23 protein-coding genes and 1 riboswitch are annotated in these 25,396 nt (G+C 55.0%); of the genes, 9 read left to right on the plus strand and 14 right to left on the minus strand.

The genetic code is table 11. The annotated features are described in order from the left end of the window. The 11 genes from mraY to leuO form a co-directional block, all read right to left on the minus strand. Nucleotides 1–1,083: a phospho-N-acetylmuramoyl-pentapeptide-transferase gene (mraY, locus tag AC2T6E_RS11015; RefSeq protein WP_003856353.1), complete on the minus strand. Its 1,083-nt coding sequence runs from the start codon at nucleotides 1,081–1,083 to the stop codon at nucleotides 1–3. Further along, nucleotides 1,077–2,435, minus strand: a complete 1,359-nt coding sequence (gene murF, locus AC2T6E_RS11020) for a UDP-N-acetylmuramoyl-tripeptide--D-alanyl-D-alanine ligase (protein ID WP_089599186.1) — start codon at nucleotides 2,433–2,435, stop codon at nucleotides 1,077–1,079. The genes mraY and murF overlap by 7 nt, the downstream gene beginning before the upstream one ends. After that, nucleotides 2,432–3,919, minus strand: coding sequence for a UDP-N-acetylmuramoyl-L-alanyl-D-glutamate--2,6-diaminopimelate ligase (gene murE, locus AC2T6E_RS11025; protein ID WP_486691692.1), 1,488 nt, complete (start codon nucleotides 3,917–3,919; stop codon nucleotides 2,432–2,434). The genes murF and murE overlap by 4 nt, the downstream gene beginning before the upstream one ends. Next, on the minus strand, nucleotides 3,906–5,672 hold the full coding sequence (locus AC2T6E_RS11030; RefSeq protein WP_010426990.1) for a peptidoglycan glycosyltransferase FtsI: 1,767 nt from the start codon (nucleotides 5,670–5,672) through the stop codon (nucleotides 3,906–3,908). Before AC2T6E_RS11030 ends, murE begins: the two co-directional genes overlap by 14 nt. 15 nt (nucleotides 5,673–5,687) lie before the next feature. After that, nucleotides 5,688–6,053: a cell division protein FtsL gene (gene ftsL / locus AC2T6E_RS11035; protein ID WP_006173860.1), complete on the minus strand. Its 366-nt coding sequence runs from the start codon at nucleotides 6,051–6,053 to the stop codon at nucleotides 5,688–5,690. After that, complete coding sequence (gene rsmH / locus AC2T6E_RS11040; RefSeq protein ID WP_214594837.1) at nucleotides 6,050–6,991, minus strand: 16S rRNA (cytosine(1402)-N(4))-methyltransferase RsmH; 942 nt, start codon at nucleotides 6,989–6,991, stop codon at nucleotides 6,050–6,052. The genes ftsL and rsmH overlap by 4 nt, the downstream gene beginning before the upstream one ends. 2 nt (nucleotides 6,992–6,993) lie before the next feature. Then, nucleotides 6,994–7,452 carry a division/cell wall cluster transcriptional repressor MraZ gene (mraZ, locus tag AC2T6E_RS11045; RefSeq protein WP_010426995.1) on the minus strand — a complete coding sequence of 153 codons (459 nt, stop codon included), beginning with the start codon at nucleotides 7,450–7,452 and terminating at the stop codon, nucleotides 6,994–6,996. A 602-nt stretch (nucleotides 7,453–8,054) separates the two neighbouring features. After that, a complete protein-coding gene (gene cra, locus AC2T6E_RS11050; RefSeq protein WP_010426996.1) occupies nucleotides 8,055–9,059 on the minus strand; it encodes a catabolite repressor/activator in 1,005 nt (334 codons plus the stop codon). A 179-nt stretch (nucleotides 9,060–9,238) separates the two neighbouring features. Next, nucleotides 9,239–9,730 (minus strand): acetolactate synthase small subunit, encoded by a 492-nt coding sequence (gene ilvN, locus AC2T6E_RS11055; RefSeq protein WP_003856371.1) that lies wholly within the window; start codon nucleotides 9,728–9,730, stop codon nucleotides 9,239–9,241. 1 nt (nucleotide 9,731) lies between these two features. Next, nucleotides 9,732–11,456, minus strand: a complete 1,725-nt coding sequence (gene ilvI / locus AC2T6E_RS11060) for an acetolactate synthase 3 large subunit (RefSeq protein ID WP_454539798.1) — start codon at nucleotides 11,454–11,456, stop codon at nucleotides 9,732–9,734. A 379-nt stretch (nucleotides 11,457–11,835) separates the two neighbouring features. Then, nucleotides 11,836–12,780, minus strand: a complete 945-nt coding sequence (leuO, locus tag AC2T6E_RS11065; protein ID WP_320743642.1) for a transcriptional regulator LeuO — start codon at nucleotides 12,778–12,780, stop codon at nucleotides 11,836–11,838. 637 nt (nucleotides 12,781–13,417) lie between these two features. Here leuO and leuL point away from each other — a divergent pair. From leuL to leuD, 5 genes are all read left to right on the plus strand, one after another. Further along, complete coding sequence (gene leuL / locus AC2T6E_RS11070; protein ID WP_071985395.1) at nucleotides 13,418–13,504, plus strand: leu operon leader peptide; 87 nt, start codon at nucleotides 13,418–13,420, stop codon at nucleotides 13,502–13,504. Between the two features lie 91 nt (nucleotides 13,505–13,595). Further along, nucleotides 13,596–15,167, plus strand: a complete 1,572-nt coding sequence (leuA, locus tag AC2T6E_RS11075) for a 2-isopropylmalate synthase (protein WP_108417099.1) — start codon at nucleotides 13,596–13,598, stop codon at nucleotides 15,165–15,167. After that, entirely contained in the window at nucleotides 15,167–16,258 is a 1,092-nt protein-coding gene (gene leuB, locus AC2T6E_RS11080; protein ID WP_023310385.1) for a 3-isopropylmalate dehydrogenase, read from the plus strand. The genes leuA and leuB overlap by 1 nt, the downstream gene beginning before the upstream one ends. Before the next feature lie 2 nt (nucleotides 16,259–16,260). Then, a complete protein-coding gene (gene leuC / locus AC2T6E_RS11085) occupies nucleotides 16,261–17,661 on the plus strand; it encodes a 3-isopropylmalate dehydratase large subunit (RefSeq protein WP_089599191.1) in 1,401 nt (466 codons plus the stop codon). 10 nt (nucleotides 17,662–17,671) lie between these two features. Further along, nucleotides 17,672–18,277 (plus strand): 3-isopropylmalate dehydratase small subunit, encoded by a 606-nt coding sequence (gene leuD, locus AC2T6E_RS11090; RefSeq protein ID WP_278435185.1) that lies wholly within the window; start codon nucleotides 17,672–17,674, stop codon nucleotides 18,275–18,277. Nucleotides 18,278–18,368: 91 nt separating this feature from the next. Here the strand turns inward: leuD and AC2T6E_RS11095 are convergent, their stop codons facing one another. The 3 genes from AC2T6E_RS11095 to sgrT form a co-directional block, all read right to left on the minus strand. Then, nucleotides 18,369–18,521 (minus strand): Hok/Gef family protein, encoded by a 153-nt coding sequence (locus tag AC2T6E_RS11095; protein ID WP_010427008.1) that lies wholly within the window; start codon nucleotides 18,519–18,521, stop codon nucleotides 18,369–18,371. Between the two features lie 217 nt (nucleotides 18,522–18,738). Further along, nucleotides 18,739–19,917 carry a sugar efflux transporter gene (locus AC2T6E_RS11100; RefSeq protein ID WP_120159209.1) on the minus strand — a complete coding sequence of 393 codons (1,179 nt, stop codon included), beginning with the start codon at nucleotides 19,915–19,917 and terminating at the stop codon, nucleotides 18,739–18,741. 120 nt (nucleotides 19,918–20,037) lie between these two features. Beyond that, a complete protein-coding gene (gene sgrT / locus AC2T6E_RS11105) occupies nucleotides 20,038–20,190 on the minus strand; it encodes a glucose uptake inhibitor SgrT (protein WP_010427011.1) in 153 nt (50 codons plus the stop codon). An 88-nt stretch (nucleotides 20,191–20,278) separates the two neighbouring features. On the opposite strand from sgrT, the gene sgrR reads away from it, so the two are divergent. The 4 genes from sgrR (at nucleotide 20,279) to thiQ (ending at nucleotide 25,357) form a co-directional block, all read left to right on the plus strand. Beyond that, nucleotides 20,279–21,934 (plus strand): HTH-type transcriptional regulator SgrR, encoded by a 1,656-nt coding sequence (gene sgrR / locus AC2T6E_RS11110; RefSeq protein WP_486691708.1) that lies wholly within the window; start codon nucleotides 20,279–20,281, stop codon nucleotides 21,932–21,934. Between the two features lie 36 nt (nucleotides 21,935–21,970). After that, nucleotides 21,971–22,071: riboswitch (TPP riboswitch) on the plus strand. Nucleotides 22,072–22,102: 31 nt separating this feature from the next. Further along, the gene (thiB, locus tag AC2T6E_RS11115; RefSeq protein WP_486691710.1) at nucleotides 22,103–23,086 is read left to right on the plus strand and encodes a thiamine ABC transporter substrate binding subunit; all 984 of its coding nucleotides are present in this window, start codon (nucleotides 22,103–22,105) and stop codon (nucleotides 23,084–23,086) included. After that, nucleotides 23,062–24,672, plus strand: coding sequence for a thiamine/thiamine pyrophosphate ABC transporter permease ThiP (gene thiP, locus AC2T6E_RS11120; protein ID WP_486691712.1), 1,611 nt, complete (start codon nucleotides 23,062–23,064; stop codon nucleotides 24,670–24,672). Before thiB ends, thiP begins: the two co-directional genes overlap by 25 nt. After that, on the plus strand, nucleotides 24,656–25,357 hold the full coding sequence (thiQ, locus tag AC2T6E_RS11125; RefSeq protein WP_212474551.1) for a thiamine ABC transporter ATP-binding protein ThiQ: 702 nt from the start codon (nucleotides 24,656–24,658) through the stop codon (nucleotides 25,355–25,357). Before thiP ends, thiQ begins: the two co-directional genes overlap by 17 nt. The last annotated feature ends 39 nt before the right edge of the window (nucleotides 25,358–25,396 follow it).

Here is a 25,396-nt window from a genome sequence, read left to right on the forward strand (position 1 = left end):
TTAACGTACCTTCAGCGTTGCCAGGCCAATCAGCACCAGCATCAGCGAAATAATCCAGAAGCGCACAATCACGCGCGGTTCCGGCCAGCCTTTCAGTTCATAGTGGTGGTGAATCGGCGCCATACGGAAGATACGCTGACCGCGCAGCTTGAAGGAACCGACCTGCAAAATCACCGACAGGGTTTCAACCACAAACACACCGCCCATGATCACCAGCAGAAACTCCTGGCGCAGCAGTACGGCGATAATGCCGAGCGCACCGCCCAAAGCCAGAGAACCAACGTCACCCATAAAGACCTGCGCCGGATAGGTGTTGAACCACAGGAAGCCCAGCCCCGCGCCGACAATCGCCGTACAGACGATCACCAGTTCACCCGCGTGGCGCAGGTAAGGGATATGCAGATAGTTGGCAAAGTTCATGTTACCGGTCGCCCAGGCCACCAGCGCAAAACCGCCCGCCACGAAGACGGTCGGCATAATCGCCAGGCCATCCAGACCATCAGTCAGGTTCACCGCGTTACCGGTGCCGACAATCACGAAGTACGCAAGCAGGATATAGAACAGCCCCAACTGCGGCATCACGTCTTTAAAGAACGGCACGACCAGCTCGGTAGCTGGCGTGTCTTTGCCTGCCAGATACAGCGCAAAGGCCACGCCCAGCGCGATGACCGACATCCAGAAATACTTCCAGCGGGCGATCAGGCCCTTGGTGTCTTTGCGTACCACTTTGCGATAGTCATCGACGAAGCCAATGATCCCGTAACCCACCAGAACCGTCAGTACACACCACACATACGGGTTGGACGGATACGCCCACAGCAGCACGGAAACAACGATCGCGGTCAGGATCATGATCCCGCCCATCGTTGGGGTGCCGCGTTTGCTGAAGTGAGATTCCGGACCGTCGTTACGCACAACCTGGCCGAAAGAGAGCTTTTGCAGACGGGCAATCATGCGCGGGCCCATCCACAACGAGATGAACAGCGCAGTCAGCAGGCTGACAATGGCGCGAAACGTCAGATAGGAAAAGACGTTAAAGCCTGAGTAATATTTGACCAAATGTTCGGCCAGCCAAACTAACATGTCCCGTTCTCCTGTAATGCGTGCACAACCTCTTCCATGGCGGCACTACGTGAACCTTTCACTAACACTGTCACAATTTGTTTTTCTGTAATTAATGCTTTAAGGCGCTCAATCAACGCCGCTTTTTCGGCAAAGTGTTCACCTACACCGCTGGCATGGCTAATTGCCTGGCTCAGTTTTCCTGCGCTCAGCACGCAATCAATGCCCGCCGCTTTCGCCGCGTCACCGACCTGGGTATGACAGGCTTCGCTTTCATCACCCAGCTCGGCCATATCGCCAACCACCATCACGCGGTAGCCCGGCATTTCTGACAACACCTGCACCGCCGCCGTCATCGAGCCAACGTTCGCGTTGTAGGAGTCATCCAGCAACAGTTTGTTTTCCGAAAGCTGAATCGGGAACAGACGCCCCGGCACGGCTTTCAGATTCGCCAGCCCAGCTTTGATCGCATCATGCGACGCGCCAACCGCCATGGACAACGCCGCCGCCGCAAGCGCATTGGCGATGTTATGACGACCCGGCAGAGGCAGCAGCACATCCACGCCACCCGTTGGGGTGTTGAGGGTGAACTCCGTGCCATGGGACGTTACATGGATATTGGTCGCCGTAAAGTCACTGTTGGCGGCATTCGGTGAGAAGCGCCAGGTCTTACGGGAACCAATAATGCTTTGCCAGTTCAGCCAGTCATTGTTGTCGGCATTCATAATGGCAATACCGTCAACCGGCAGGCCGGTGTAGATCTCGCCTTTGGCTTTCGCCACGCCTTCCAGCGACCCGAAACCTTCCAGATGCGCGGCTGCCAGGTTATTCACCAGCGCCGCCTCCGGACGAGTCAGGCTCACAGTCCAGGCGATTTCGCCCTGGTGGTTTGCCCCTAACTCGATCACCGCAAATTCATGTTCTTTGGTCAGGCGGAGTAATGTCATCGGCACGCCGATGTCATTATTTAGGTTGCCCGCAGTATAAAGTGTGTTTCCGCACTGGCCGAGAATCGCCGCCGTCATCTCTTTTACGGACGTTTTTCCGGACGACCCCGTCAGCGCAACAACGCGAGCCGGAACCTGCTGACGGACCCATGCCGCCAGTTCACCGAATGCCAGACGGGTATCGTTCACCACTAGCTGCGGCAAATCGATATCCAGCCTGCGGCTGACCAGCAGCGCACCTGCGCCGTGCTCTTTGGCCTGCTGTGCAAAATCATGCGCATCAAAACGCTCGCCTTTCAGCGCCACAAACAGACAACCCGCGGTCACTTTGCGGGTATCCGTGGTCACAGCGTCAATGGTCAGATCCTGACCCAGCAATTCGCCGTGCAGTACCGCAGCGGCCTGGCTTAGCGTGAGGCTAATCATGCCACGACTCCCAGCAGACGAGCTGCCGTTACACGGTCCGAGTAATCCAGACGACGATTGCCGACAATCTGATAATCTTCATGGCCTTTCCCGGCCAGCAGAACCACGTCGTTTTCCTTAGCCTGCATGATGGCGTTGGTCACCGCTTCCGCGCGGCCTTCCACCACGCGAGCACGACCCGCATCCAGCATGCCCGCCAGAATGTCGTTAATGATGGCGCGCGGCTCTTCGGTACGCGGGTTGTCATCGGTCACTACCGCAATATCCGCAAACTGCTCGGCAATAGCGCCCATCAGCGGGCGTTTGCCCTTGTCGCGATCGCCACCGCAGCCAAACACGCACCAGAGCTTACCGGCACAGTGCAGGCGAGCCGCTTCCAGCGCTTTTCCCAACGCATCCGGCGTATGGGCGTAGTCGACCACAACCGTCGGTTTACCCGGCGCGCTGAACACTTCCATACGGCCGCAAACAGGCTGCAGCCGCTCAGCGGTTTTCAGCAGGTCAGCCATTGGATAGCCGAGCGCCAGCAGTGTGGCTAGCGCCAGCAGCAGGTTGCTGACGTTAAATGCGCCCATCAGGCGGCTTTCAATTTCGCCTTCACCCCAGGAAGAGGCAAAGCGGATTGTCGCCCCGCTGTCGTGGTAATTCACCTCAACGGCCTTCAGCCAGCGGCCGTGGCAGTTCGGATTGATATGGTCTTCCATCGACACCGCAACCGCATCCGGCAGCTTCGCCAGCCAGCGGCGACCGACTTCATCGTCGGCATTGATGATGGCCTGACCGTGATGGTGGGTGGAATAGAGCAGCCATTTCGCGGCTTCGTAGTGCTCCATATCACCGTGGTAATCAAGATGATCGCGGCTCAGGTTGGTAAACACCGAAGCCGCAAATTTCAGCGCGGCCACGCGGTGCTGTACCAAACCGTGTGAAGAGACTTCCATCGCAGCAAAGGTTGCACCCTGCTCTGCCAGCCCGGCAAGCACATGCTGTACATCAACTGCCGAGCCGGTGGTATTTTCCGTCGGGCTCACTTTACCCAGCAGGCCATTACCCACGGTCCCCATGACGGCACCGGTTTCACCCAGCAGTTGCGCCCATTGCGCCATCAGCTGCGTGGTGGTGGTTTTACCGTTGGTGCCCGTCACGCCAACCAGACGTAACTGGTCGGAAGGTTCGTGATAGAAACGCCCTGCCAGCGCAGAAAGACGCTCATTTAACTGGCTGAGATAGATAACCGGCACACCGTGCATTTCACGGATTTCACCGTCGGTTGCCTCATCTTTGGCCTCAGCAATAATGGCAGCAACACCTTGCGCAATCGCCTGCGGGATATAACGACGCCCGTCCGCCTGATGACCGACCACCGCCACAAAAAGATCGCCGGAAGCAGCCACACGGCTGTCCAGTACCATCTCTCGCAGTGCTCGCTCCGGTGCATTTGGCACCCACGGAGCGAGAAGGTCGCGCAAATTACGATCTGCCACCTGTACCCTCGCCTTGATTAATTACAAATTCACTTTTGTCGCCCGTCGCCAGCGCATCCGGTTCAATGTTCATGGTGCGCAATACGCCGCCCATGATGGCCCCGAACACAGGCGCGGAGACGGCGCCGCCGTAGTATTTACCCGCCTGTGGATCGTTAATGACGACCACCAGCGCAAAACGCGGATTGCTTGCAGGCGCTACGCCTGCGGTATAGGCAATGTATTTGTTGATGTAGCGGCCGTCTGGCCCCACTTTTTTCGCTGTACCGGTTTTAATGGCGATGCGATAGCCTTTAATCGCCGCCTTCACACCACCGCCGCCGGGCAGCGCCACGCTTTCCATCATATGAACAACAGTACGGACGGTCGATTCCGGGAAAATACGCTCACCGGGAACCGGTGGATCAACTTTGGTAATCGACAGCGGGCGATAAACACCATAGCTGCCGATCGTTGCGTAGACTCGCGCTAACTGTAACGGTGTCACCATTAGCCCGTAGCCGAAAGAGAAGGTGGCCCTCTCTATGTCAGACCACCGTTGTTTTTGAGGATATAAGCCACTGCGTTCTCCGACCAACCCCAAATTGGTCGCCTTTCCAAGCCCAAAACGTGAGTAAGTCTCTACTAACGCTGAGGACGGCATCGCTAACGCCAGCTTTGAAACACCGACGTTACTCGACTTCTGTAATACCCCGGTCAGGGTCAATTCGCTGTAGCGCGCCACGTCTTTGATTTCGTGACCGTTAATGCGGTAAGGAATAGTATTCAGTACGGTGTTTTCATTGACGATGCCGCGCTGAAGTGCCGTCATGACCACCATCGGCTTGACGGTTGAACCCGGTTCGAACACGTCGGTGATGGTACGGTTACGCATAACATCCTTCTGCGTACCGGTAAGATTGTTAGGGTTGTAGGACGGGCTATTGGCCATCGCCAGCACTTCACCCGTGCTGACATCAACTAACACGGCACTGCCCGATTCCGCTTTGTTAAAGGCCACGGCATTGTTCAGCTCGCGGTAAACCAGCGCCTGTAGCCGCTCATCGATACTAAGTGCAAGGTTGTGTGCGGCCTGGCTGTCGGTTGAAGAAATATCCTCGATCACGCGACCATAGCGGTCTTTGCGCACAATGCGCTCGCCGGGCTGACCGGTGAGCCATTTATCAAAGCTTTTTTCAACGCCTTCAATCCCCTGGCTATCAACGTTAGTAAAGCCAATGAGGTGAGCAGTCACTTCGCCGGATGGATAGTACCGGCGGGATTCTTCACGCAGATGGATCCCCGGCAGCTTCAATTTTTTGATGTAATCCGCCATGTCAGGGTTCACCTGACGCGCCAGATAGATAAAGCGCCCTCTCGGGTTCGTATTCACACGTGAAGCTAACTGGTCCAGCGGCATCTTCAGCGCGTCCGCAAGGGCCTTCCAGCGGTTATCAAGCGTGATCCCACCTGCATCATGCAGCTCTTTCGGATCGGCCCAGATTGCCTTCACCGGGACGCTCACCGCCAGAGGGCGACCGGAGCGATCGGTGATCATCCCGCGAGACGTCGACACTTCCTGCACGCGAAGAGAGCGCATATCACCCTGACGCACCAGCATGTCAGGGGCGATGATTTGCAACCACGCCACGCGTCCCAGCAGGAAACCCAGCGCCAGTAAAATGCAGCCGCAAAGCAACGCAAAACGCCAACTGACAAAGTTGGCCTGTTCTTCCTGACGTTTTGGTTTTAGCGTTTTTGCCGCTGCTTTCATGCGTCGCGTTTTCCCTTATTTTTGTACTACGATATTTTCCTGCGATGGATCAACATGCTGCAGCTGCAGCTTTTCCGTTGCGATCCGTTCAACCCGGCTGTGATCGCCGAGCGCGTTTTCTTCAAGGATCAGATTTCGCCATTCAATATCCAGCGCATCGCGTTCCAGCACCAGCTGCTCGCGTTGCGCAGTCAATAAACGTGTATGGTGGGCTGTTGTCACCACCGTTACGGCCGTCACAATGATGCAAATGAACAAGCAGAGTGGCAGCTTCCCAAACCGCAAAAGATCGTCGCCGATCACGCCAGGCAAGGCATGGCGCTCGTTGCTTCCTAACGATCCCTTAACTTTGCTTAGGGTCTCTGTCACTCTGCCGATCATGCGTTCGTCCTCTCTGCAACTCGCAGCACTGAACTACGGGCACGTGGATTCTCTGCCACCTCTTCTTCGCCCGGCATCAACTTGCCTAATGCTCGCAACTGACGGCCACCCAGCTTCCTGAGTTGTTCTTCCGTCATCGGCAGCCCCGCTGGCACCTGAGGACCGCGGCTCTGTTCACGCATAAAGCGCTTCACAATGCGGTCTTCCAGCGAATGGAAGCTGATGATGGATAACCGCCCACCCGGGGCCAGCACGTCGAGCGAGCTTTTTAGCGCCAGCTCTATTTCCTCCAGTTCACTGTTTACCCAGATACGAACCGCCTGGAAGGTACGGGTCGCGGGATGTTTGTGCTTATCCTTCACCGGTGTTGCAGCTGCAATCACCTCGGCCAACTCTTTGGTACGCGTCATCGGCTCAATGCGGTTTCGTTCAACGATGGCGCGCGCGATACGTTTACCAAAACGCTCTTCGCCGAAGGTTTTGATGACCCAGGCGATATCCGCTTCGTCAGCAGTTTGTAACCACTCTGAGGCAGACTGGCCACGCGTCGGATCCATGCGCATGTCCAGTGGACCGTCGCGCATGAAGGAGAATCCGCGCTCTGCATCATCAAGCTGAGGTGAAGAGACGCCAAGATCGAGAAGAATTCCGTCGATCTTGCCCGTCAGGCCGCGCTCAGCTACGTAATCCGCCAGCGCAGAAAAAGGTCCATGCACGATGGAAAAGCGTGGGTCATCGATGGTTTGCGCAACGGCAATCGCCTGCGGATCGCGATCGATTGCCAGCAGACGTCCTTCCGCTCCTAGCTGGGAGAGGATCAGACGCGAGTGGCCACCGCGACCAAAAGTGCCATCAATGTAGATGCCGTCTGGACGAATATTCAGACCGTTAACGGCCTCATCCAGCAACACCGTTGTATGTTTATAATTTTCCATCATATTTATAGAGACAAGTCCTGCAGCCGTTCCGACAATGTTGCGGAATCGGACTGCTCAGCGTCGATATCTTCCTTGACCTGTTGATACCAGGTCGTTTCGTCCCACAGTTCAAACTTATTGAACTGCCCGACCAGCATCACTTCTTTTGTCAGACCCGCATGTTGCCGCAACACAGGCGCAATCAGTAGTCGTCCTGCGTTGTCCATCTGACACTCACTGGCATGTCCCAATAACAACCGCTGTACGCGGCGCTCTTGCGGATTCATGCTCGACAGTCGCGACAGCTTTTGCTCAATAATTTCCCATTCGGGTAAAGGGTAAAGCAGCAGGCAGGGGGAGTTGATGTCAATGGTGCAAACCATTTGACCTGAAGCGTTCTCAATCAGCTGGTCGCGGTATCGGGTTGGTACCGATAAGCGCCCTTTGCTGTCGAGATTGACTAACGTAGCTCCACGGAACATGCCAGCCTCACCCCTCCTCACCACTTTAACCCACAAATTCCCACCTAAAGGAGTTTACGGAGCGATGGAAAAGCTTGTCAAGCCAGGACTCTCTCTATACGGACCCGAAAGCCCTCTATTTACAGAGATAAACAGACCTGGTTAATAACTGCACAACTGGCGAGGCAAAATTAACGTTATGAATATTTGTAAGAAAAAAACCGAATATGCACACTAGCGTTAAAGCTCACTCAATATCATCGCAAGGAAATATAAAGTGTCAGTTTGCGACGCGGGCAGCATTTTAAGACATATTGCCAGGGGATAACAGCGCCAGATTCATCGCGGCATCCTGAGCGTTCAACGCCGGGCAGGCTAGCCAGAAGGGAGAGAGAAAAAACGTTTGAATATTCATCACCCGAAGCAGGTTTGTAACAAAACAATACAAAATTAGCCTTTTAAAAACGTATCAGTATTCTTTTAAAGGCAATTTAAACGCTCAAACGAATTAAGAAAAATAGCAGGCTATGATTCCTAAGGAATTATCCTAATTTTAATGCGGGAATTAAGGTAACCATTAATTCTGTAAAAGGGGGGGCTGTTTTCACGCCCCCAGGAAATGATTAATGACGGCTTAAAATGCCACGACGATAAAGATTACGTTTGATGCGGGTAAGGCCAGGCTTCGGTTTGCGGGGCTCATCCAGGCTCGCCAGCACAATCTCCAGCACGCGTTCAGCCACGTCGCGGTGGCGCTGAGCCACGGCCAGTACCGGGCACTGCAGGAAATCGAGCAGTTCGTTATCACCAAACGTTGCGATGGCCAGATCCGATGGCAACTTCCCGTCACGACGCAGCGTCACATCCATCACCCCCTGCAGCAGCGCAAATGAGGTCGTGAACAACGCCTGAGGCATCGGATGCGTTTCGAGCCATTTTTCGAACAATTGTGCGGCGGCTTCGCGTTCATAGCTGTTGGCATAGAGATAGTGAACCTCGCGCGGATCCTCTTTCCAGGCGGTCCTGAAACCTTGCTCACGCAAGAAGCTCACCGAAAGCTCTGGCAACGCGCCAAGATACAGCACGGTTTCGGCCGGGAAGGTTCTTAGCTCGGCCGCCAGCATTTCCGCATCATCCTGATCGGCGCCGACGACGCTGGTGAAATGCTCCCGGTCAAGGGCACGGTCGAGTGCGACAATCGGGAACGGATCGTTTGCCCAGCGCTGGTAAAAAGGATGCTCTGGCGGTAATGAGGTTGAAACGATGATGGCATCCACCTGGCGCTGGAGCAGATGCTCAATACAGCGCATCTCGTTGTCGGGCTGGTCTTCAGAACAGGCAATCAGTAATTGATAGCCACGCTGGCGTGCCTGACGTTCGAGATAGTTGGCGATACGGGTGTAGCTGGTATTTTCCAGGTCTGGGATCACCAGACCAATCGAGCGGGTGCGTCCAGCGCGGAGACCGGCTGCGACAGCATTCGGATGGTAGTTATGCTCACGAACCACCGCCATGACTTTTTCAACGGTCTTATCGCTGACACGATACTGCTTTGCCTTACCGTTAATCACATAGCTGGCCGTAGTTCGTGACACGCCGGCTAACCGGGCGATTTCATCCAGTTTCACAATTGCCCCTTAAAAAAAGAAAAGAGTCCATGGCCCTGTCAAGGTTATGGTTAAATCTTTTAACATCTAAACGCAGAAAAGCCTTCGCGGCAACCGCTTTTATCTGCGTTGTCGGCTGATTACACAAAAAAAAGCCCGGCTTTGGTGACCGGGCAGAAAGAGGCGAACCTTTTTGACAGCTAACGCATGATTTTATCGCCGCGCGAAAGGCCAACCACGCCAGAGCGCGCAACTTCTACAATTTTTGCCACATCCCGCACGGAGGCCAGGAAAGCATCCAGCTTATCACTCGTCCCCGCCAGCTGAACCGTATAAATAGAAGGCGTGACGTCAATAATCTGCCCACGGAAAATATCCGTATTGCGTTTGACCTCTTCACGTCCGTAGCCGCTGGCCTGAATTTTTACCAGCATCACCTCACGCTCAACATAAGCGCCCTGCCCCAGCTCGCTCACGCGCAGCACATCAACCAGCTTATGTAGCTGTTTCTCAATCTGCTCAAGCACCTTGGCGTCGCCGACGGTCTGGATCGTCATGCGCGACAGCGTGGGATCGTCCGTCGGCGCAACGGTCAAACTTTCGATGTTGTAACCGCGCTGAGCGAATAGCCCGATGACGCGTGACAGTGCGCCAGACTCGTTTTCCAGTAATACAGATAATATCCGGCGCATATCAGGTTCTCTCCGTTTTACTTAACCACATTTCGTCCATACCACCACCGCGAATATGCATCGGGTAAACGTGTTCGGTGCCATCCACAATGACATCCATGAACACGAGGCGGTTGTTTTTCACGTGCTCAAGCGCTTCACCGAGTTTCGTTTCCAGCTCTGCCGGATCGGTCACTCGCATGCCAATATGCCCATAGGCTTCCGCCAGACGGACAAAGTCCGGAAGCGATTTCATATAGGATTGAGAGTGGCGGCCGGAATAGATCATATCCTGCCACTGCTTCACCATCCCGAGATAGCCGTTGTTCAGGTTCAGCACCAGAACCGGCAACTCATATTGCAGCGCAGTCGACAGCTCCTGAATATTCATCTGAATGCTGCCATCACCGGTCACACAGACCACGGTTTCATCTGGCAGTGCCAGCTTCACTCCCAGCGCGGCTGGCAAACCGAAGCCCATCGTGCCTAAGCCCCCGGAGTTGATCCAGTGGCGCGGCTTATCAAACGGATAATAGAGTGCAGCAAACATCTGATGCTGGCCGACGTCAGACGTCACATACGCCTCGCCTTTGGTCAGACGCCAGATCGTTTCGATCACCGCCTGCGGCTTAATTTGCTCACTTTGCGTGTCGTACTTCAGACACTGACGCCCACGCCATTGTTCGATCTTCTGCCACCAGTCGCGGATCTCATCCAACGGCTGCGAGACCGTTTCCTGCGCCAACAGATCCAGCATTTGCTCCAGAACCTGACGCGCATCCCCGACGATCGGCACATCTGCCGGGACCGTTTTCGAAATAGAGGTGGGATCGATATCAATGTGCAACACGGTCGCATTCGGACAGTATTTCGCCAGGTTATTGGTGGTGCGATCGTCAAACCGAACGCCAACAGCAAAGATCACATCCGAGTTATGCATCGTCATGTTGGCTTCATAGGTACCATGCATACCCAGCATCCCCAACGCCTGACGGTGCGTTGCCGGGAATGCCCCCAGCCCCATCAGCGACGATGCGACAGGAAGATTCAGCTTTTCAATCAACTCACGCAGCTGCGTTTCACAGGCGGAGTTAACGGCCCCCCCACCCACATAGACCACCGGTTTTTTCGCTGCCACAAGCGTCTGCAGCGCGCGCTTAATTTGGCCTTTGTGCCCTTGCGTCGTTGGGTTGTAGGAGCGCATGCTCACCGATTCCGGCCAGACATAAGGCAGCTTATTCGCCGGGTTCAGAATATCTTTTGGCAGATCGACCACTACCGGGCCTGGACGCCCGCTTGCTGCCAGCCAGAAGGCTTTTTTCAGCACGCCGGGAATGTCTTCGGTTTGCTTCACCAGGAAGCTGTGCTTCACCACGGGGCGTGAAATCCCCACCATGTCGCATTCCTGAAAAGCATCGTAGCCAATCAAGGAGGTCGCAACCTGACCGGAAAGAATGACCAGCGGTATGGAGTCCATATACGCTGTCGCGATACCGGTAATGGCGTTGGTCGCACCAGGCCCAGACGTGACTAATACCACACCCACTTCACCCGTCGCACGGGCCAGCCCGTCAGCCATATGTACTGCCGCCTGCTCGTGACGAACCAGAACATGGTCAATGCCGCCTACCGTATGAAGCGCATCATAAATATCGAGGACTGCGCCTCCCGGGTAGCCAAACACTTGCTTCACGCCCTGATCGATCAGCGATCGAACGACCATTTCCGCGCCAGACAACATTTCCATGCTTTGCCTCCAGGCTTTTTGTTATAGACAGAAAGCAGAATTCATTTCCGCCCCGTCTTACGATAGGGATTAACCTATCTTATATAATGCAGAGTGATCGTTACCTTAACCGCTCGTTATAAGGCAGGCAATTGGCAAACAAGGCGGGGGAAAGGCCTTCCGGAGCAGAAAAGAGAGCCCGTCAGGAAGGTTATGGTGAATTCATCTGTAATCAGAGGTTGGGATAATGAATCATCGCTTAAAAGTGAGATGATTCAGGAAATCATCTATTTTTGACGGTATGAGAACAGCCAGAAAAAAATCATTCAGAACAAAATATCATTAACATTAAAAATATCAGGATAAACCGCATGCATTAATGCGATTTATCCTGACGCGCTTATCGACGGCAGACGCTGATAAGCAACTCTTCCATCCACTGATGTCCTTTATCCCGGCCAGCTGCTTCATGCCATGAAAGGTAACAAGTACGGCTATTAAGCTTGAGCGGTAATGGCAAAATTTGCAGATTAAGCTGTTCAGAGAACTCTTCCGCCAGCCAACGCGGGGCAATAGCGACCAGGTGCGTCTGGGATACGACGTTTAATACGCTGACCATTGCCATGCCCTGATAAGCAACGCTCGCTTGTTTATCCGCAGTGTCATACCACGGCAGGCTAAATGAAGCATACCTGTCGAGGGCGACAACGGCATGTTGCTCATTATAGACATCGTTTTCACGCAGCGGAGAATTCATTCTCGGGTGTTTTTTACTGGCGACCAGGACCATTTCATCTTTAAATAACGGTACGCAGGAAAACTCCGGGCGACGGAACTCTTCGTATCCTAAGACAAACTCCGTTTCCTGATAACGAAGCTGGTGCTCAGTGTTCTGATTTAATGAAGACTTAAAAACCAGATGAATATTTGGCGCAATTGTTTCAACTTTATTATATATGATTGAGGTCAAATAATTGTCTAGCGGGCTGCAAACGCATAAATGGAATACTCGCTCGCTGCTTAAGGGTTCAAAGCCTGAACCAGGCAGTTCATTTTGTACCAGTTGCAGCGCCTGACGAATAGAGCCAAACAGTTGAAATGCGCGGGAAGTGGGTTGGATCCCTCTCCCGTAACGTACAAATAATTCGTCGTTAAACATCAACTTAAGTCTGGCCACCGCATTACTTACCGCTGGTTGAGACATGCCAAGGGATTGAGCTGCTCGCGTGATATTCTGCTCCTGCATTACCGCGTCAAAAACGGTTAACAGATTGAGATCCACAGTGCGTAACTGAGGTTTAACCCCGTCATAAACCTGAGGTTGATTAATATTATTTAATGGCATTCCTGACTCCACTGTCACGCTAAATTCCCTCTGCCAGAGCATTGTAATAAGTTCGAAAAATATGATTTACCATGCATATACGACCAGCGAAAGAGAATTATTAAAAATTCGGAAAATATAAAGGCAAACTCATCAATAGAGGGCAGATGCATCTCATTGACGCAGGGATAAAAATCAACGTGAATTGATATCAATTACATTAGGATTGGCATGAAACCATAGTTCATATGAATAAACAATCACCCCTCAGGTTAATAATAACTTAAGTTTCATTAAACTATTAACGCCAGCATCGATAAGTTAGTTAACAAACTTTTATCAATACGCCCAACGCATTCGCGTCCGAATCATTCACCACGCACATAAATTAATGAAATAACACATATTTCAATCCCTGGAGCGATGACAAACAAAGTATGTTTAATTGATACTAAATATATTGAAATCATTCCGGTGACAAATTTCAAGTCCAAAAATAGACAATTAAAGAGGTCACAAACGAGAAAGCCAGCACAATTAGCTAAATGCAATAATCAGTGCGATCGTGCCAGCAGGGGTAAATTTGTCACCAAGGGTTGACATGAACAGTCGTATCCAGTACCACTAAAAGCATATTGAATTTAACGGAGCACGATTCATGACACGCATCATTCGTTTCACCGGTCTACTACTACTAAACGCATCCACTGTGCGCGGTAGACTGGCGGGCGAAATTCAGCGTTGAATCGTCACCAGTAAGACTAAAAACCCGCGCCACTGCGCGGGTTTTTTTATGCTCGTAGCAAGGCGCCCTAAGACTGACAAGGACCTAACCCATGAGCCAGCAAGTCATTATTTTCGATACCACTTTACGTGACGGTGAACAGGCATTACAGGCGAGCCTGAGTGTTAAAGAGAAACTGCAGATTGCGCTGGCTCTCGAACGTATGGGCGTCGACGTGATGGAAGTGGGTTTCCCCGTCTCTTCACCGGGTGATTTTGAATCTGTACAAACCATTGCGCGCACCATTAAAAACAGCCGCGTATGTGGCCTGGCACGCTGCGTAGAGAAAGACATTGACGTTGCTGCCGAGTCGCTGAAAGTGGCTGAAGCCTTCCGTATCCACACCTTTATTGCGACCTCGCCGATGCACATCGCAACCAAATTGCGCAGCACGCTGGATGAGGTTATCGAACGTGCGGTGTATATGGTCAAGCGCGCACGTAACTATACGGATGACGTTGAATTCTCCTGTGAAGATGCGGGCCGTACGCCAATTGAGGATTTGGCGCGCGTCGTCGAAGCCGCGATCGATGCGGGCGCAAAAACCATCAACATCCCGGACACCGTCGGCTACACCATGCCGTTTGAGTTCTCCAACATCATCACCGGCCTGTATGACCGCGTACCAAATATTGATAAAGCGATTATCTCAGTTCACACCCATGATGATTTGGGCCTGGCCGTGGGGAATGCCATCGCGGCCGTTCACGCCGGTGCGCGTCAGGTAGAAGGCGCGATGAACGGTATCGGTGAACGTGCAGGTAACTGTTCGCTGGAAGAAGTGATCATGGCGATCAAGGTGCGCAAAGACATTATGAATGTGAATACGCGCATTAATCACAATGAAATCTGGCGCACCAGCCAGACCGTCAGCCAGATCTGCAACATGCCGATTCCGGCCAACAAAGCGATTGTCGGCACCGGAGCCTTCGCGCACTCCTCTGGTATTCACCAGGATGGCGTGCTGAAGAACCGTGAAAACTACGAAATCATGACCCCGGAATCCATCGGCCTGAACCAGGTGCAGCTGAACCTGACCTCTCGCTCTGGCCGTGCAGCGGTTAAGCATCGCATGGAAGAGATGGGTTATCAGGACAGCGATTACAACATGGATCAGCTGTACGACGCATTCCTGAAGCTGGCCGACAAAAAAGGTCAGGTGTTCGACTATGACCTGGAAGCGCTGGCTTTTATTAACAAGCAGCAGGAAGAGCCTGAGCACTTCCGTCTGGATTACTTCAACGTGCAGTCCGGCTCCAGCGACATCGCCACCGCCTCGGTCAAACTGGCCTGCGGTGATGAAATTAAAGCCGAGGCCGCTAACGGTAACGGCCCCGTCGATGCCATCTACCAAGCGATTAACCGCGTCACCGAGTACGACGTTGAGCTGGTGAAATATGACCTGACGGCTAAAGGGCACGGTAAAGACGCGCTGGGTCAGGTGGACATCGTGGTGAATTACAACGGCCGACGCTTCCACGGCGTGGGCCTGGCGACCGATATCGTTGAATCCTCCGCGAAAGCGATGGTGCATGTTCTGAACAACATCTGGCGCGCCGCCGAAGTCGAAAAAGAGTTGCAACGCAAAGCTCAGAATAAAGAGAACAACAAGGAAACCGTGTAATGTCGAAGAATTACCATATTGCTGTGTTACCGGGCGACGGTATTGGTCCGGAAGTGATGGCACAGGCGCTGAAAGTACTGGAAGCCGTTCGCGCGCGTTTTGCGATGAAAATTACCACCAGCCACTACGACGTGGGCGGTATTGCGATTGATAACCACGGTACGCCACTGCCGAAAGCGACCGTGGAAGGCTGCGAAAATGCCGATGCCGTGCTGTTTGGTTCCGTCGGTGGCCCGAAATGGGAACACCTGCCGCCCGCAGAGCAGCCAGAGCGCGGCGCGCTGCTGCCGCTGCGTAAACATTTCAAGCTGTTCAGCAACCTGCGTCCGGCGAAGCTGTATCAGGGTCTGGAAGAGTTCTGCCCGCTGCGCGCGGATATCGCCGCCAACGGTTTCGACATTCTGTGCGTGCGTGAACTGACCGGCGGGATCTATTTCGGTCAGCCTAAAGGACGCGAAGGCAGCGGACAACACGAGAAAGCGTTCGACACCGAGGTGTATCACCGTTTCGAAATCGAACGTATCGCCCATATCGCGTTTGAGTCGGCGCGCAAACGCCGCCATAAAGTGACCTCCATTGACAAAGCGAACGTGCTGCAGTCTTCCATTTTGTGGCGCGAGATCGTCAGCGAAGTCGCTAAGCAGTACCCGGACGTCGCGCTGTCGCACATGTACATCGACAACGCGACCATGCAGCTGATTAAGGATCCGTCCCAGTTTGACGTGCTGCTGTGCTCCAACCTGTTCGGCGATATCCTCTCTGACGAGTGCGCGATGATCACCGGCTCCATGGGGATGCTGCCATCCGCAAGCCTGAATGAAGAAGGCTTTGGCCTGTACGAGCCTGCGGGCGGCTCCGCACCGGATATCGCAGGCAAAAACATTGCCAACCCGATTGCGCAGATCCTCTCCCTGGCCCTGCTGTTGCGCTACAGTCTGGATGCAGGCGATGCAGCAACCGCAATTGAAAACGCCATTAACCGGGCGTTAGAAGAAGGCGTCCGTACCGGTGATTTGGCACGCGGTACGGCAGCAGTCAGTACCGATGAAATGGGCGACATTATTGCCCGCTATGTCGCTGAAGGGGTGTAATCATGGCTAAGACGTTATATGAAAAGTTGTTTGATGCGCACGTTGTCTACGAGGCGCCAAACGAAACCCCGCTGCTGTACATTGACCGCCACCTGGTGCACGAAGTGACCTCACCTCAGGCATTTGACGGCCTGCGCGCGCACAAGCGCCCGGTACGTCAGCCGGGTAAAACCTTCGCGACGATGGATCACAACGTGTCCACCCAGACCAAAGACATTAATGCCTCGGGTGAGATGGCCCGCATTCAGATGCAGGAGCTCATTAAGAACTGCAACGAGTTTGGCGTTGAGCTGTACGACCTGAACCATCCCTATCAGGGCATCGTCCACGTGATGGGGCCAGAGCAGGGTATCACCCTGCCAGGCATGACCATTGTGTGCGGCGACTCCCATACCGCGACCCACGGCGCGTTTGGCGCGCTGGCGTTCGGGATTGGTACTTCCGAGGTGGAACATGTTCTGGCAACGCAGACCCTGAAGCAGGGTCGCGCCAAAACCATGAAGATTGAGGTAAAAGGTAAAGCCGCGCCGGGCATCACCGCGAAAGACATCGTGCTGGCGATCATCGGCAAAACCGGCAGCGCGGGCGGTACCGGCCACGTTGTTGAGTTCTGCGGAGAAGCCATTCAGGCGCTGAGCATGGAAGGGCGTATGACCCTGTGCAATATGGCCATTGAAATGGGCGCCAAAGCCGGTCTGGTTGCGCCGGACGAAACCACATTCAACTACGTCAAGGGCCGTCTGCATGCGCCAAAAGAGCAGAATTATGTCGATGCCGTCGAATACTGGAAAACCCTGAAAACCGACGACGGTGCGAGCTTTGATACCGTTGTCACGCTGCAGGCAGAAGAGATTGCGCCGCAGGTGACCTGGGGCACCAACCCGGGTCAGGTGATTTCCGTCAACGACAGCATCCCCGATCCGGCGTCTTTCGCCGATCCGGTCGAGCGCGCCAGTGCGGAAAAAGCGCTGGCCTATATGGGGCTGAAACCTGGCGTTCCGTTGACCGACGTAACCATTGATAAAGTCTTTATCGGTTCCTGCACCAACTCCCGTATCGAAGATTTGCGTGCCGCCGCCGAGATTGCCAAAGGCCGCAAAGTGGCACCAGGCGTGCAGGCGCTGGTGGTTCCAGGCTCCGGTCCGGTGAAGGCACAGGCGGAAGCAGAAGGTCTGGATAAGATCTTCATTGAAGCAGGCTTCGAATGGCGTCTGCCTGGCTGCTCCATGTGTCTGGCGATGAACAACGACCGCCTGAATCCGGGCGAGCGCTGCGCATCCACCAGCAACCGTAACTTTGAAGGCCGACAGGGCCGAGGTGGGCGCACCCATCTGGTCAGCCCGGCAATGGCCGCCGCTGCAGCAGTTACCGGTCATTTCGCCGATATTCGCAGCCTCAAATAAGGAGACAATCATGGCAGAGAAATTTACCCAACATACGGGCCGGGTTGTCCCGCTGGACGCCGCTAACGTCGATACTGATGCGATCATTCCTAAGCAGTTTTTACAGAAAGTAACGCGTACCGGTTTTGGTGCGCACCTGTTTAACGACTGGCGTTTTCTGGACGACAAAGGTGAAGTGTCTAACCCGGAATTCGTCCTGAACTTTCCGGAATACAAAGGCGCCTCCATTTTGCTGGCGCGGGAAAACTTTGGCTGCGGATCGTCGCGCGAACACGCGCCATGGGCATTGACCGACTACGGCTTTAAGGTGGTTATCGCCCCGAGCTTCGCGGATATCTTCTACGGCAACAGCTTCAACAACCAGCTGCTGCCGGTCACGCTGAGCGATGAACAGGTCGATGAGCTGTTTGCGCTGGTGCAGGCAAATCCGGGCATATCGTTTGAAGTGGATCTGGAAGCGGAAGTGGTGAAAGCCGGGGATAAGACCTACAGCTTCAGCATTGATGCGTTCCGCCGTCACTGCATGCTGAACGGTCTCGACAGCATTGGTTTAACTCTCCAGCACGAAGACGCTATCTCAGCGTACGAGAAAAAACAGCCTGCGTTTATGGGCTAAAGGCAATGGCCCGCAGGGCGCGGGCCATTGATAAGGGTGCGTTGAGGCTCAACCACTCTGGAGAGGCGGGGAAACTTCCCCGCCAATACCGCTAACGTTTTGCTTCGTAAGCCAACACTGCCGCCAGCTCTGTTTTCTCCTGTCTGAAGTGCAGCTCGCACAGTGAGTCGCGCACCATCCAGGTGAAGATCAACAGCGTCGTACAGATCAGAAACAAACCTAACAGCAGAGTACGTTTTGGCATTCCAGCCTCCTTATTGCTTTTCGGCAATGAAGAGACTAACCTCGCAATGATGGTTGTGAAGTTTGTCTCCCCATCAGTTTTTTTGATGTGGGACTCTCCACTGTTTGCCTCTTGCGAAAGCCTGAGGCAAACAGCCTCAAGCACCCGCCACGCACTCTATTCTCCTTCCAGGTACCTGTCAGAAAGTCGTTTCATTTCGTGAAGCCGCCTTCCAGAATCAGACATCCTTAACCCGGCAGGTCAGCCCAAGCGTAACCACCGAAATCGCGGCAATCATCCAGTAAACTGAGCCATGCCCGTAACTTTGCGCCAGCGCCCCCTGAATCACCCCCGCCAGGATCACTCCGGTCGAAATACTGTTGGTAAAAAGCGTGGTCGCCGACCCGGCGCGGCCCGGCATTAAATCCTGGAACCAGAGCATGCCGATCCCGGCAACAATCCCAATAAACACGGCGTTAAACAGCTGCAGCGCCAGCAACGCTTCACGTGAATGGAAAAGAATCAGCCCCGCGTAGAACAGCACCCCGGCCGCCACGGCGACAATCATCATCCGACGCTTTCCGAAGCGCTTAACGTAGTATCCCGCCAGAATCATTGCCGGAATCTCCAGCCCGGCGGCGGTCCCCATGAGGATCCCCGCGAGCTTGTCCGGTAAACCCAAATCGCTGCTGATCCACAGCGGCATATCAATGATATACATGGTGTTGCAGGTCCACATCAGCGTGGAGGCAATAAACAGCATGCGGACGTTTTTGTCCTGCCAGCCGCTCACCTGGGTGACAGGTGTATCCGTCGTCTGTTCGACACGCGCCACAGACGGAAGCGCGAAGGCAATCAATGCCAGACTGATGACAAAAATCCCGGCGGCAATGGAGAACATGGTGGTGAAGCCGTAGTTCAATGCCAGCATGAAGGCCAGCGGCGGTCCGATGACCCACGCCAGCGAGAGCTGCGCGCGCATCACCGAGCTGAACATCACCACTTCCCGCGCCGAGCTATCGGCGTATTCGCGGGCCAGCGCGAACAGCTGCGGCATGGCAGTGTTCGCCAGTGACGCCAGCAGCACGCCGCAGGTAATGAGGGTCAAATAATGACGGTTAAAGGCAAACAGCAGCGCGTTGCCTACGGCCATCACACAGCAAAAGAGGATCAGCTTGCGCCTGTCACCCTGACTGTCGGATCGTTTTGCCAGCCACAGGCTGACCAGGATCCCGGCAATGGCGTTGACGGTATAAAACAGCCCCACCCAAAACGGCTGCGCCCCCACCTCGCGGCTGAGAAACAGGCTCAGCGTCGGTGCCTGAAGTGCCCCCGCCACGCCCATCATAAAGGCGACCAGCATAAAAGCGGCATACACGCCGTTCAGGCGTCGCCCCATCGTCATCAACCACAGCATGCGCAAGTCCTTGTGAAAGCAAATCGAAATTGGGTGAAATAGTAAACGAAAAAAGCCAGCAAAAACATTTTGCTGGCGGGTGATTAGCACCAATACTCAGTCACACATGATCGAGGCGAGTTAGCGAGAAGAGGTCGGTTTCGTAACGTCCCACTGCATCAATTCTTCTAACGTTTTCAGCCGTTGCTCTGCGCACTGGCGGGCCAGCCAGGACAATCCTTTTGTCGCTGAAAAGTACTGCTGATAAAACTGACGTGCGGTAGACCTCTTCATAATTTACCTCCTCACTTCATCGGGAAGGATTATTGTCCTAATATAGGGATTAATAAATTGCTGGTTTTTTGTCAGGAGTTCCCCTTTTATGCCTTCTGGTCGTCTGCAACAACAATTTATCCGCCTCTGGCAATGCTGCGAGGGGCAATCGCAGGAGACCACGCTGAACGAGCTGGCTGACCTGCTCAACTGTTCGCGCCGACACATGCGCACGCTGCTCAACACCATGCAGCAGCAGGGCTGGCTAAACTGGGAAGCCGAAGCGGGACGCGGCAAGCGCTCGCGCCTGACGTTCCTCTATACCGGCCTGGCGCTGCAGCAGCAGCGGGCGGAAGATCTTCTGGAGCAGGACCGCATCGAGCAGCTGGTACAGCTGGTGGGCGACAAAGCCGCCGTGCGCCAGATGCTGGTTTCCCATCTGGGGCGCAGCTTTCGTCAGGGCCGCCATATTCTGCGGGTGCTTTACTACCGTCCAATGAAAAATCTATTGCCCGGCACGGCGTTACGGCGATCTGAAACCCATATGGCCCGGCAAATCTTCAGCGGGCTGACGCGGATAAATGAGGAAAACGGGGAACTGGAAGCCGATATCGCGCACCACTGGCAGCAACTCTCTTCACTCCACTGGCGCTTCTTTTTACGCCCCGGCATCCATTTTCATCATGGCCGCGAGCTGGAAATGAGCGACGTCATCTCTTCTCTGGAACGCGCCCGCAAGCTCCCCCTCTACTCACATATTTCGCGCGTCCACTCCCCTACGGCGTGGACGCTGGATATTGAACTGTCGCAGCAGGATAAGTGGCTCCCCTGGCTGCTGGGCTATGTGCCGTCGATGATTTTGCCCGGCGAGTGGGAATCGCTGAATAATTTCGCCAGCCAGCCAATTGGTACCGGCCCTTATGCCGTCTCCCGAAACAACAGCAACCAGCTGAAGATCCGCGCCTTTGATGACTATTTTGGCTATCGGGCGCTGATCGACGAAGTGAACGTGTGGGTATTACCGGATCTCAACGAAGACCTGAGCTGCGGGCTAACGCTGGAAGGGCCGACGACAGGCGAAAAGGCCGTCGAGAGCCGCCTTGAAGAGGGCTGTTATTATCTGCTGTTTGACCGCCGCACCCATCGCGGCGCAAATCCTCAGGTGCGTGAGTGGATCAGCCACATTCTGGCCCCCGCGAATCTGATTTATCATGCCGACGTTCAGTATCAGGCCTGGTGGTTCCCGGCCTACGGCCTGCTTCCACGCTGGCACCACGCTCGTCCAGCGCGTAGCGAAAAGCCTGCAGGGCTGGAGTCCATCACCCTGACCTACTACCGCGAGCATGTGGAGCATCGTTTTATCGCAAGAATCATGGCCCGACTGCTGGCGGCCGAAGGGGTAACGCTGGAGGTCAAAGAAGTTGACTATGACGAATGGCACCAGGGAGATATCACCAGTGATATCTGGCTGAACAGCGCCAACTTCACCCTGCCGCTCGATTTCTCGCTCTTCTCGCACCTGTATGAAGTCCCGCTGATCCAGCACTGCATCGATCGAGACTGGCAGCAGGACGCCGCCTTGTGGCGCGCGGGCGAGATGAATTTAGCCACGTGGTGCCAGGCGTTACTTGCCGAACAGGCGATCGTGCCGCTGATCCACCACTGGCTGATGATCCAGGGACAGCGCAGCATGCGCGGCCTGCGGATGAATACCCTGGGCTGGTTTGATTTTAAATCCGCCTGGTTTGCACCGCCGGAGCCATAACGCTTTCGTAATATTCACCAAATCATTACAATAGCGCCGTTCTCAACGGGGTGCTGCATCACTGATGTGCGCTGAGATAATACCCGTCGAACCTGATCCGGATAACGCCGGCGAAGGGATTTGAGGCTGTCGCTCAAAATCCTTTGCCACTCAACTTTGAGGTGCAAAGTGTTAAAAAAAGTTCTCCCCCTGCTGGCGCTGTTTGCGCTGCCTGCTTTTGCGAAGCCCGTCCTGACGGTCTACACCTATGACTCCTTCTCTGCCGACTGGGGCCCTGGCCCGGTAGTCAAAAAAGCCTTTGAAGCCGACTGCAACTGCGAGCTGAAGTTCGTGGCGCTGGAAGATGGCGTGTCGCTGCTCAACCGTCTGCGCATGGAAGGGAAAAACAGTAAGGCCGACGTGGTGCTCGGGCTGGATAACAACCTGCTGGACGCCGCCTCGCAAACCAAACTGTTTGCCAAAAGCGGCGTCGCGGCAGATGCCGTTAACGTGCCGGGCGGCTGGAAAAACGACACCTTTGTGCCGTTCGATTACGGCTACTTTGCTTTTGTTTACGACAAAAATAAGCTGAAAAACCCGCCGACGAGCCTGAAAGAGCTGGTGGAAAGTGACCAGAAATGGCGCGTGATTTATGAAGATCCGCGCACCAGCACGCCGGGCCTGGGCCTGCTGCTGTGGATGCAAAAAGTCTACGGGGATAACGCGCCGGAAGCGTGGCAGAAACTGGCCGCCAAAACCGTCACCGTGACCAAAGGCTGGAGCGAAGCCTATGGCCTGTTCCTGAAAGGCGAAAGCGATCTGGTGCTGAGCTACACCACCTCTCCGGCCTACCACATTATCGCCGAGAAGAAAGATAACTATGCTGCCGCTGATTTTGCTGAAGGGCACTATCTGCAGGTGGAAGTCGCCGCGCGTACCGCCGCCAGCAAGCAGCCGGAGCTGGCAGAGAAGTTCCTGAAGTTCATGGTTTCACCGGCGTTCCAGAATGCGATTCCCGCAGGCAACTGGATGTATCCGGTCACTAACGTTGCGCTGCCAGCAGGTTTCGATCGGTTGACCAAACCAACAACCTCGCTGGAATTTACGCCGCAGCAGGTCGCCGCGCAGCGTGCCGCATGGGTAAGTGAATGGCAACGCGCCGTCAGCCGTTGATTCCCGGCTGGTTAATCCCCGGTCTGCTCGCCGCCCTGCTGATGGTGGCGGTCAGCCTGGGGGCATTCCTTGCACTGTGGTTTAACGCGCCGGAGAGTGACCTGCTCGCCCTCTGGCACGACAGCTACCTCTGGCACGTGATCCGGTTCTCCTTCTGGCAGGCGTTTCTTTCTGCCCTGCTCTCGGTGATCCCGGCCATTTTTCTTGCGCGAGCACTGTATCGGCGGCGTTTTCCCGGCAGGCAGGCGCTGCTGCGCCTATGCGCCATGACGCTGATCCTGCCGGTGCTGGTAGCCGTATTTGGCATCCTGAGCGTGTACGGCCGCCAGGGCTGGCTGGCCTCGCTCTTTGCGTTGTCAGGGCTAGAGTGGACCTTCTCCCCCTACGGGCTGAAGGGTATTCTGCTCGCGCACGTCTTTTTCAATATGCCGATGGCGACGCGCCTCTTTTTACAGGCGCTGGAAAACATACCCGGCGAACAGCGCCAGATTGCCGCCCAGCTAGGTATGCGCGGCGCGTCTTTCTTCCGCTTCGTGGAATGGCCGTGGCTGCGCCGCCAGATCCCACCCGTGGCGGCATTAATCTTCATGCTCTGCTTCGCCAGCTTTGCCACCGTGCTGTCACTCGGCGGCGGGCCGCAGGCCACCACCATCGAGCTGGCGATCTACCAGGCGCTGAGTTACGACTACGATCCGGGCCGCGCCGCGCTGCTGGCGATGGTGCAGATGATTTGCTGCCTCGCGCTGGTGCTGCTCAGCCAGCGGCTGAGTAAAGCCCTTCCTCCCGGCAGTAATCAGATAGCAGGCTGGCGCGATCCGCAGGATAGCCTGCACAGCCGCGTCATCGATTTTATCCTGATTGCGTTGGCGCTCCTGCTATTGCTGCCGCCGCTTCTGGCCGTTATCGTTGACGGACTGAACCTCAATCTTGTGTCCGTGTTGCAACAGCCCGTGCTCTGGCAGGCAACCTGGACCTCGGTACGCATAGCGCTGGCTGCCGGGCTGTTGTGCGTCATACTGACCATGATGCTGCTGTGGAGCAGCCGCGAACTCTACGCGCGTCAGGCCCGTAAGGCCGGGCAAATGCTGGAGCTGACGGGTATGTTGATTCTGGCGATGCCGGGCATCGTGCTCGCGACGGGCTTCTTCCTGCTGTTCAACAGCACCATCGGCCTGCCGGAAAGCGCCGACGGCATTGTGATTTTCACCAACGCACTGATGGCTATTCCTTACGCGCTCAAAGTGCTGGAAAACCCGATGCGCGACGTGAACAGCCGCTACGGTTTGCTGTGTCAGTCGCTGGGCATGCAGGGCTGGCAGCGGCTGAAAGTGGTGGAACTCCGCGCCCTGAAACGTCCGCTCGCCCAGGCGCTGGCCTTTGCCTGCGTACTGTCGATTGGGGATTTTGGCGTGGTGGCGCTCTTCGGTAATGAAGACTTCCGCACCCTGCCGTTCTGGCTTTACCAGCAAATTGGCTCCTACCGCAGCCAGGATGGGGCCGTCACGGCACTCTTACTGCTGCTGCTGTGCTTTGCGTTATTCACCGTTATCGAAAAACTTCCGGGGCGCGATGTTAGAACTGACTGATGTAACCTGGCTTTATCAGCATCTGCCGATGCGCTTCACGCTCTCCGTGCGTCAGGGGGAGATGATCGCCGTACTTGGCCCAAGCGGCGCGGGGAAAAGTACGCTGCTTAATTTGATTGCCGGTTTTCTGCAACCGGCGAGCGGATCGATAGTGATTGAAAACCGGGACCATACCCGAACCCCGCCGGCAAAGCGTCCGGTCTCAATGCTGTTTCAGGAAAACAATCTCTTTAACCATCTGACGGTGCGACAAAACATCGCGCTGGGGATGCATCCGGGACTCAAGCTGACCGACGCCCAGCGCCAAAAGCTGGAGAGTATTGCCGCGCAAATGGGGATCACCGAGTTCATCGACAGGCTGCCGGGTGAGCTTTCCGGCGGCCAGCGTCAGCGCGTGGCGCTGGCACGCTGTCTGGTGCGCGCGCAGCCGGTGCTGCTGCTGGATGAACCCTTCTCTGCGCTCGATCCTGCGCTGCGTCAGGAGATGCTCGCCCTGGTGCAGGACGTCTGCCAGCGCCAGCAGCTGACGATGCTGATGGTGTCGCACAGTATTGAGGATGCCGCGCGGATTGCGCCGCGATCGGTGGTCATTGCCGAAGGGCGTATTTTGTGGGATGGGAAAACAGAAGAACTGCTGAGTGGTAAAGCGGGGGCGTCTTCACTTTTGGGTATTCGTGCGGTCTGATGCCCTCACCCTGGCCCTCTCCCACCGGGAGAGGGAAAA

This window comes from Enterobacter sp. B79-1 (assembly GCF_057444735.1).

What these genes read in the sequence shown, in the direction of transcription:
- mraY (WP_003856353.1), bottom strand. Translation starts at nt 1,083, where the DNA reads ATGTTAGTTTGGCTGGCCGAACATTTGGTCAAATATTACTCAGGCTTT.
- sgrT (WP_010427011.1), bottom strand. Translation starts at nt 20,190, where the DNA reads ATGAAGAGGTCTACCGCACGTCAGTTTTATCAGCAGTACTTTTCAGCG.
- AC2T6E_RS11095 (WP_010427008.1), bottom strand. Translation starts at nt 18,521, where the DNA reads ATGCCAAAACGTACTCTGCTGTTAGGTTTGTTTCTGATCTGTACGACG.
- AC2T6E_RS11100 (WP_120159209.1), bottom strand. Translation starts at nt 19,917, where the DNA reads ATGCTGTGGTTGATGACGATGGGGCGACGCCTGAACGGCGTGTATGCC.
- leuC (WP_089599191.1), top strand. Translation starts at nt 16,261, where the DNA reads ATGGCTAAGACGTTATATGAAAAGTTGTTTGATGCGCACGTTGTCTAC.
- mraZ (WP_010426995.1), bottom strand. Translation starts at nt 7,452, where the DNA reads ATGTTCCGTGGAGCTACGTTAGTCAATCTCGACAGCAAAGGGCGCTTA.
- rsmH (WP_214594837.1), bottom strand. Translation starts at nt 6,991, where the DNA reads ATGATGGAAAATTATAAACATACAACGGTGTTGCTGGATGAGGCCGTT.
- leuA (WP_108417099.1), top strand. Translation starts at nt 13,596, where the DNA reads ATGAGCCAGCAAGTCATTATTTTCGATACCACTTTACGTGACGGTGAA.
- thiP (WP_486691712.1), top strand. Translation starts at nt 23,062, where the DNA reads ATGGCAACGCGCCGTCAGCCGTTGATTCCCGGCTGGTTAATCCCCGGT.
- leuL (WP_071985395.1), top strand. Translation starts at nt 13,418, where the DNA reads ATGACACGCATCATTCGTTTCACCGGTCTACTACTACTAAACGCATCC.
- AC2T6E_RS11030 (WP_010426990.1), bottom strand. Translation starts at nt 5,672, where the DNA reads ATGAAAGCAGCGGCAAAAACGCTAAAACCAAAACGTCAGGAAGAACAG.
- ilvI (WP_454539798.1), bottom strand. Translation starts at nt 11,456, where the DNA reads ATGGAAATGTTGTCTGGCGCGGAAATGGTCGTTCGATCGCTGATCGAT.
- leuB (WP_023310385.1), top strand. Translation starts at nt 15,167, where the DNA reads ATGTCGAAGAATTACCATATTGCTGTGTTACCGGGCGACGGTATTGGT.
- ftsL (WP_006173860.1), bottom strand. Translation starts at nt 6,053, where the DNA reads ATGATCGGCAGAGTGACAGAGACCCTAAGCAAAGTTAAGGGATCGTTA.
- leuO (WP_320743642.1), bottom strand. Translation starts at nt 12,780, where the DNA reads ATGCCATTAAATAATATTAATCAACCTCAGGTTTATGACGGGGTTAAA.
- thiQ (WP_212474551.1), top strand. Translation starts at nt 24,656, where the DNA reads ATGTTAGAACTGACTGATGTAACCTGGCTTTATCAGCATCTGCCGATG.
- leuD (WP_278435185.1), top strand. Translation starts at nt 17,672, where the DNA reads ATGGCAGAGAAATTTACCCAACATACGGGCCGGGTTGTCCCGCTGGAC.
- ilvN (WP_003856371.1), bottom strand. Translation starts at nt 9,730, where the DNA reads ATGCGCCGGATATTATCTGTATTACTGGAAAACGAGTCTGGCGCACTG.
- sgrR (WP_486691708.1), top strand. Translation starts at nt 20,279, where the DNA reads ATGCCTTCTGGTCGTCTGCAACAACAATTTATCCGCCTCTGGCAATGC.
- murF (WP_089599186.1), bottom strand. Translation starts at nt 2,435, where the DNA reads ATGATTAGCCTCACGCTAAGCCAGGCCGCTGCGGTACTGCACGGCGAA.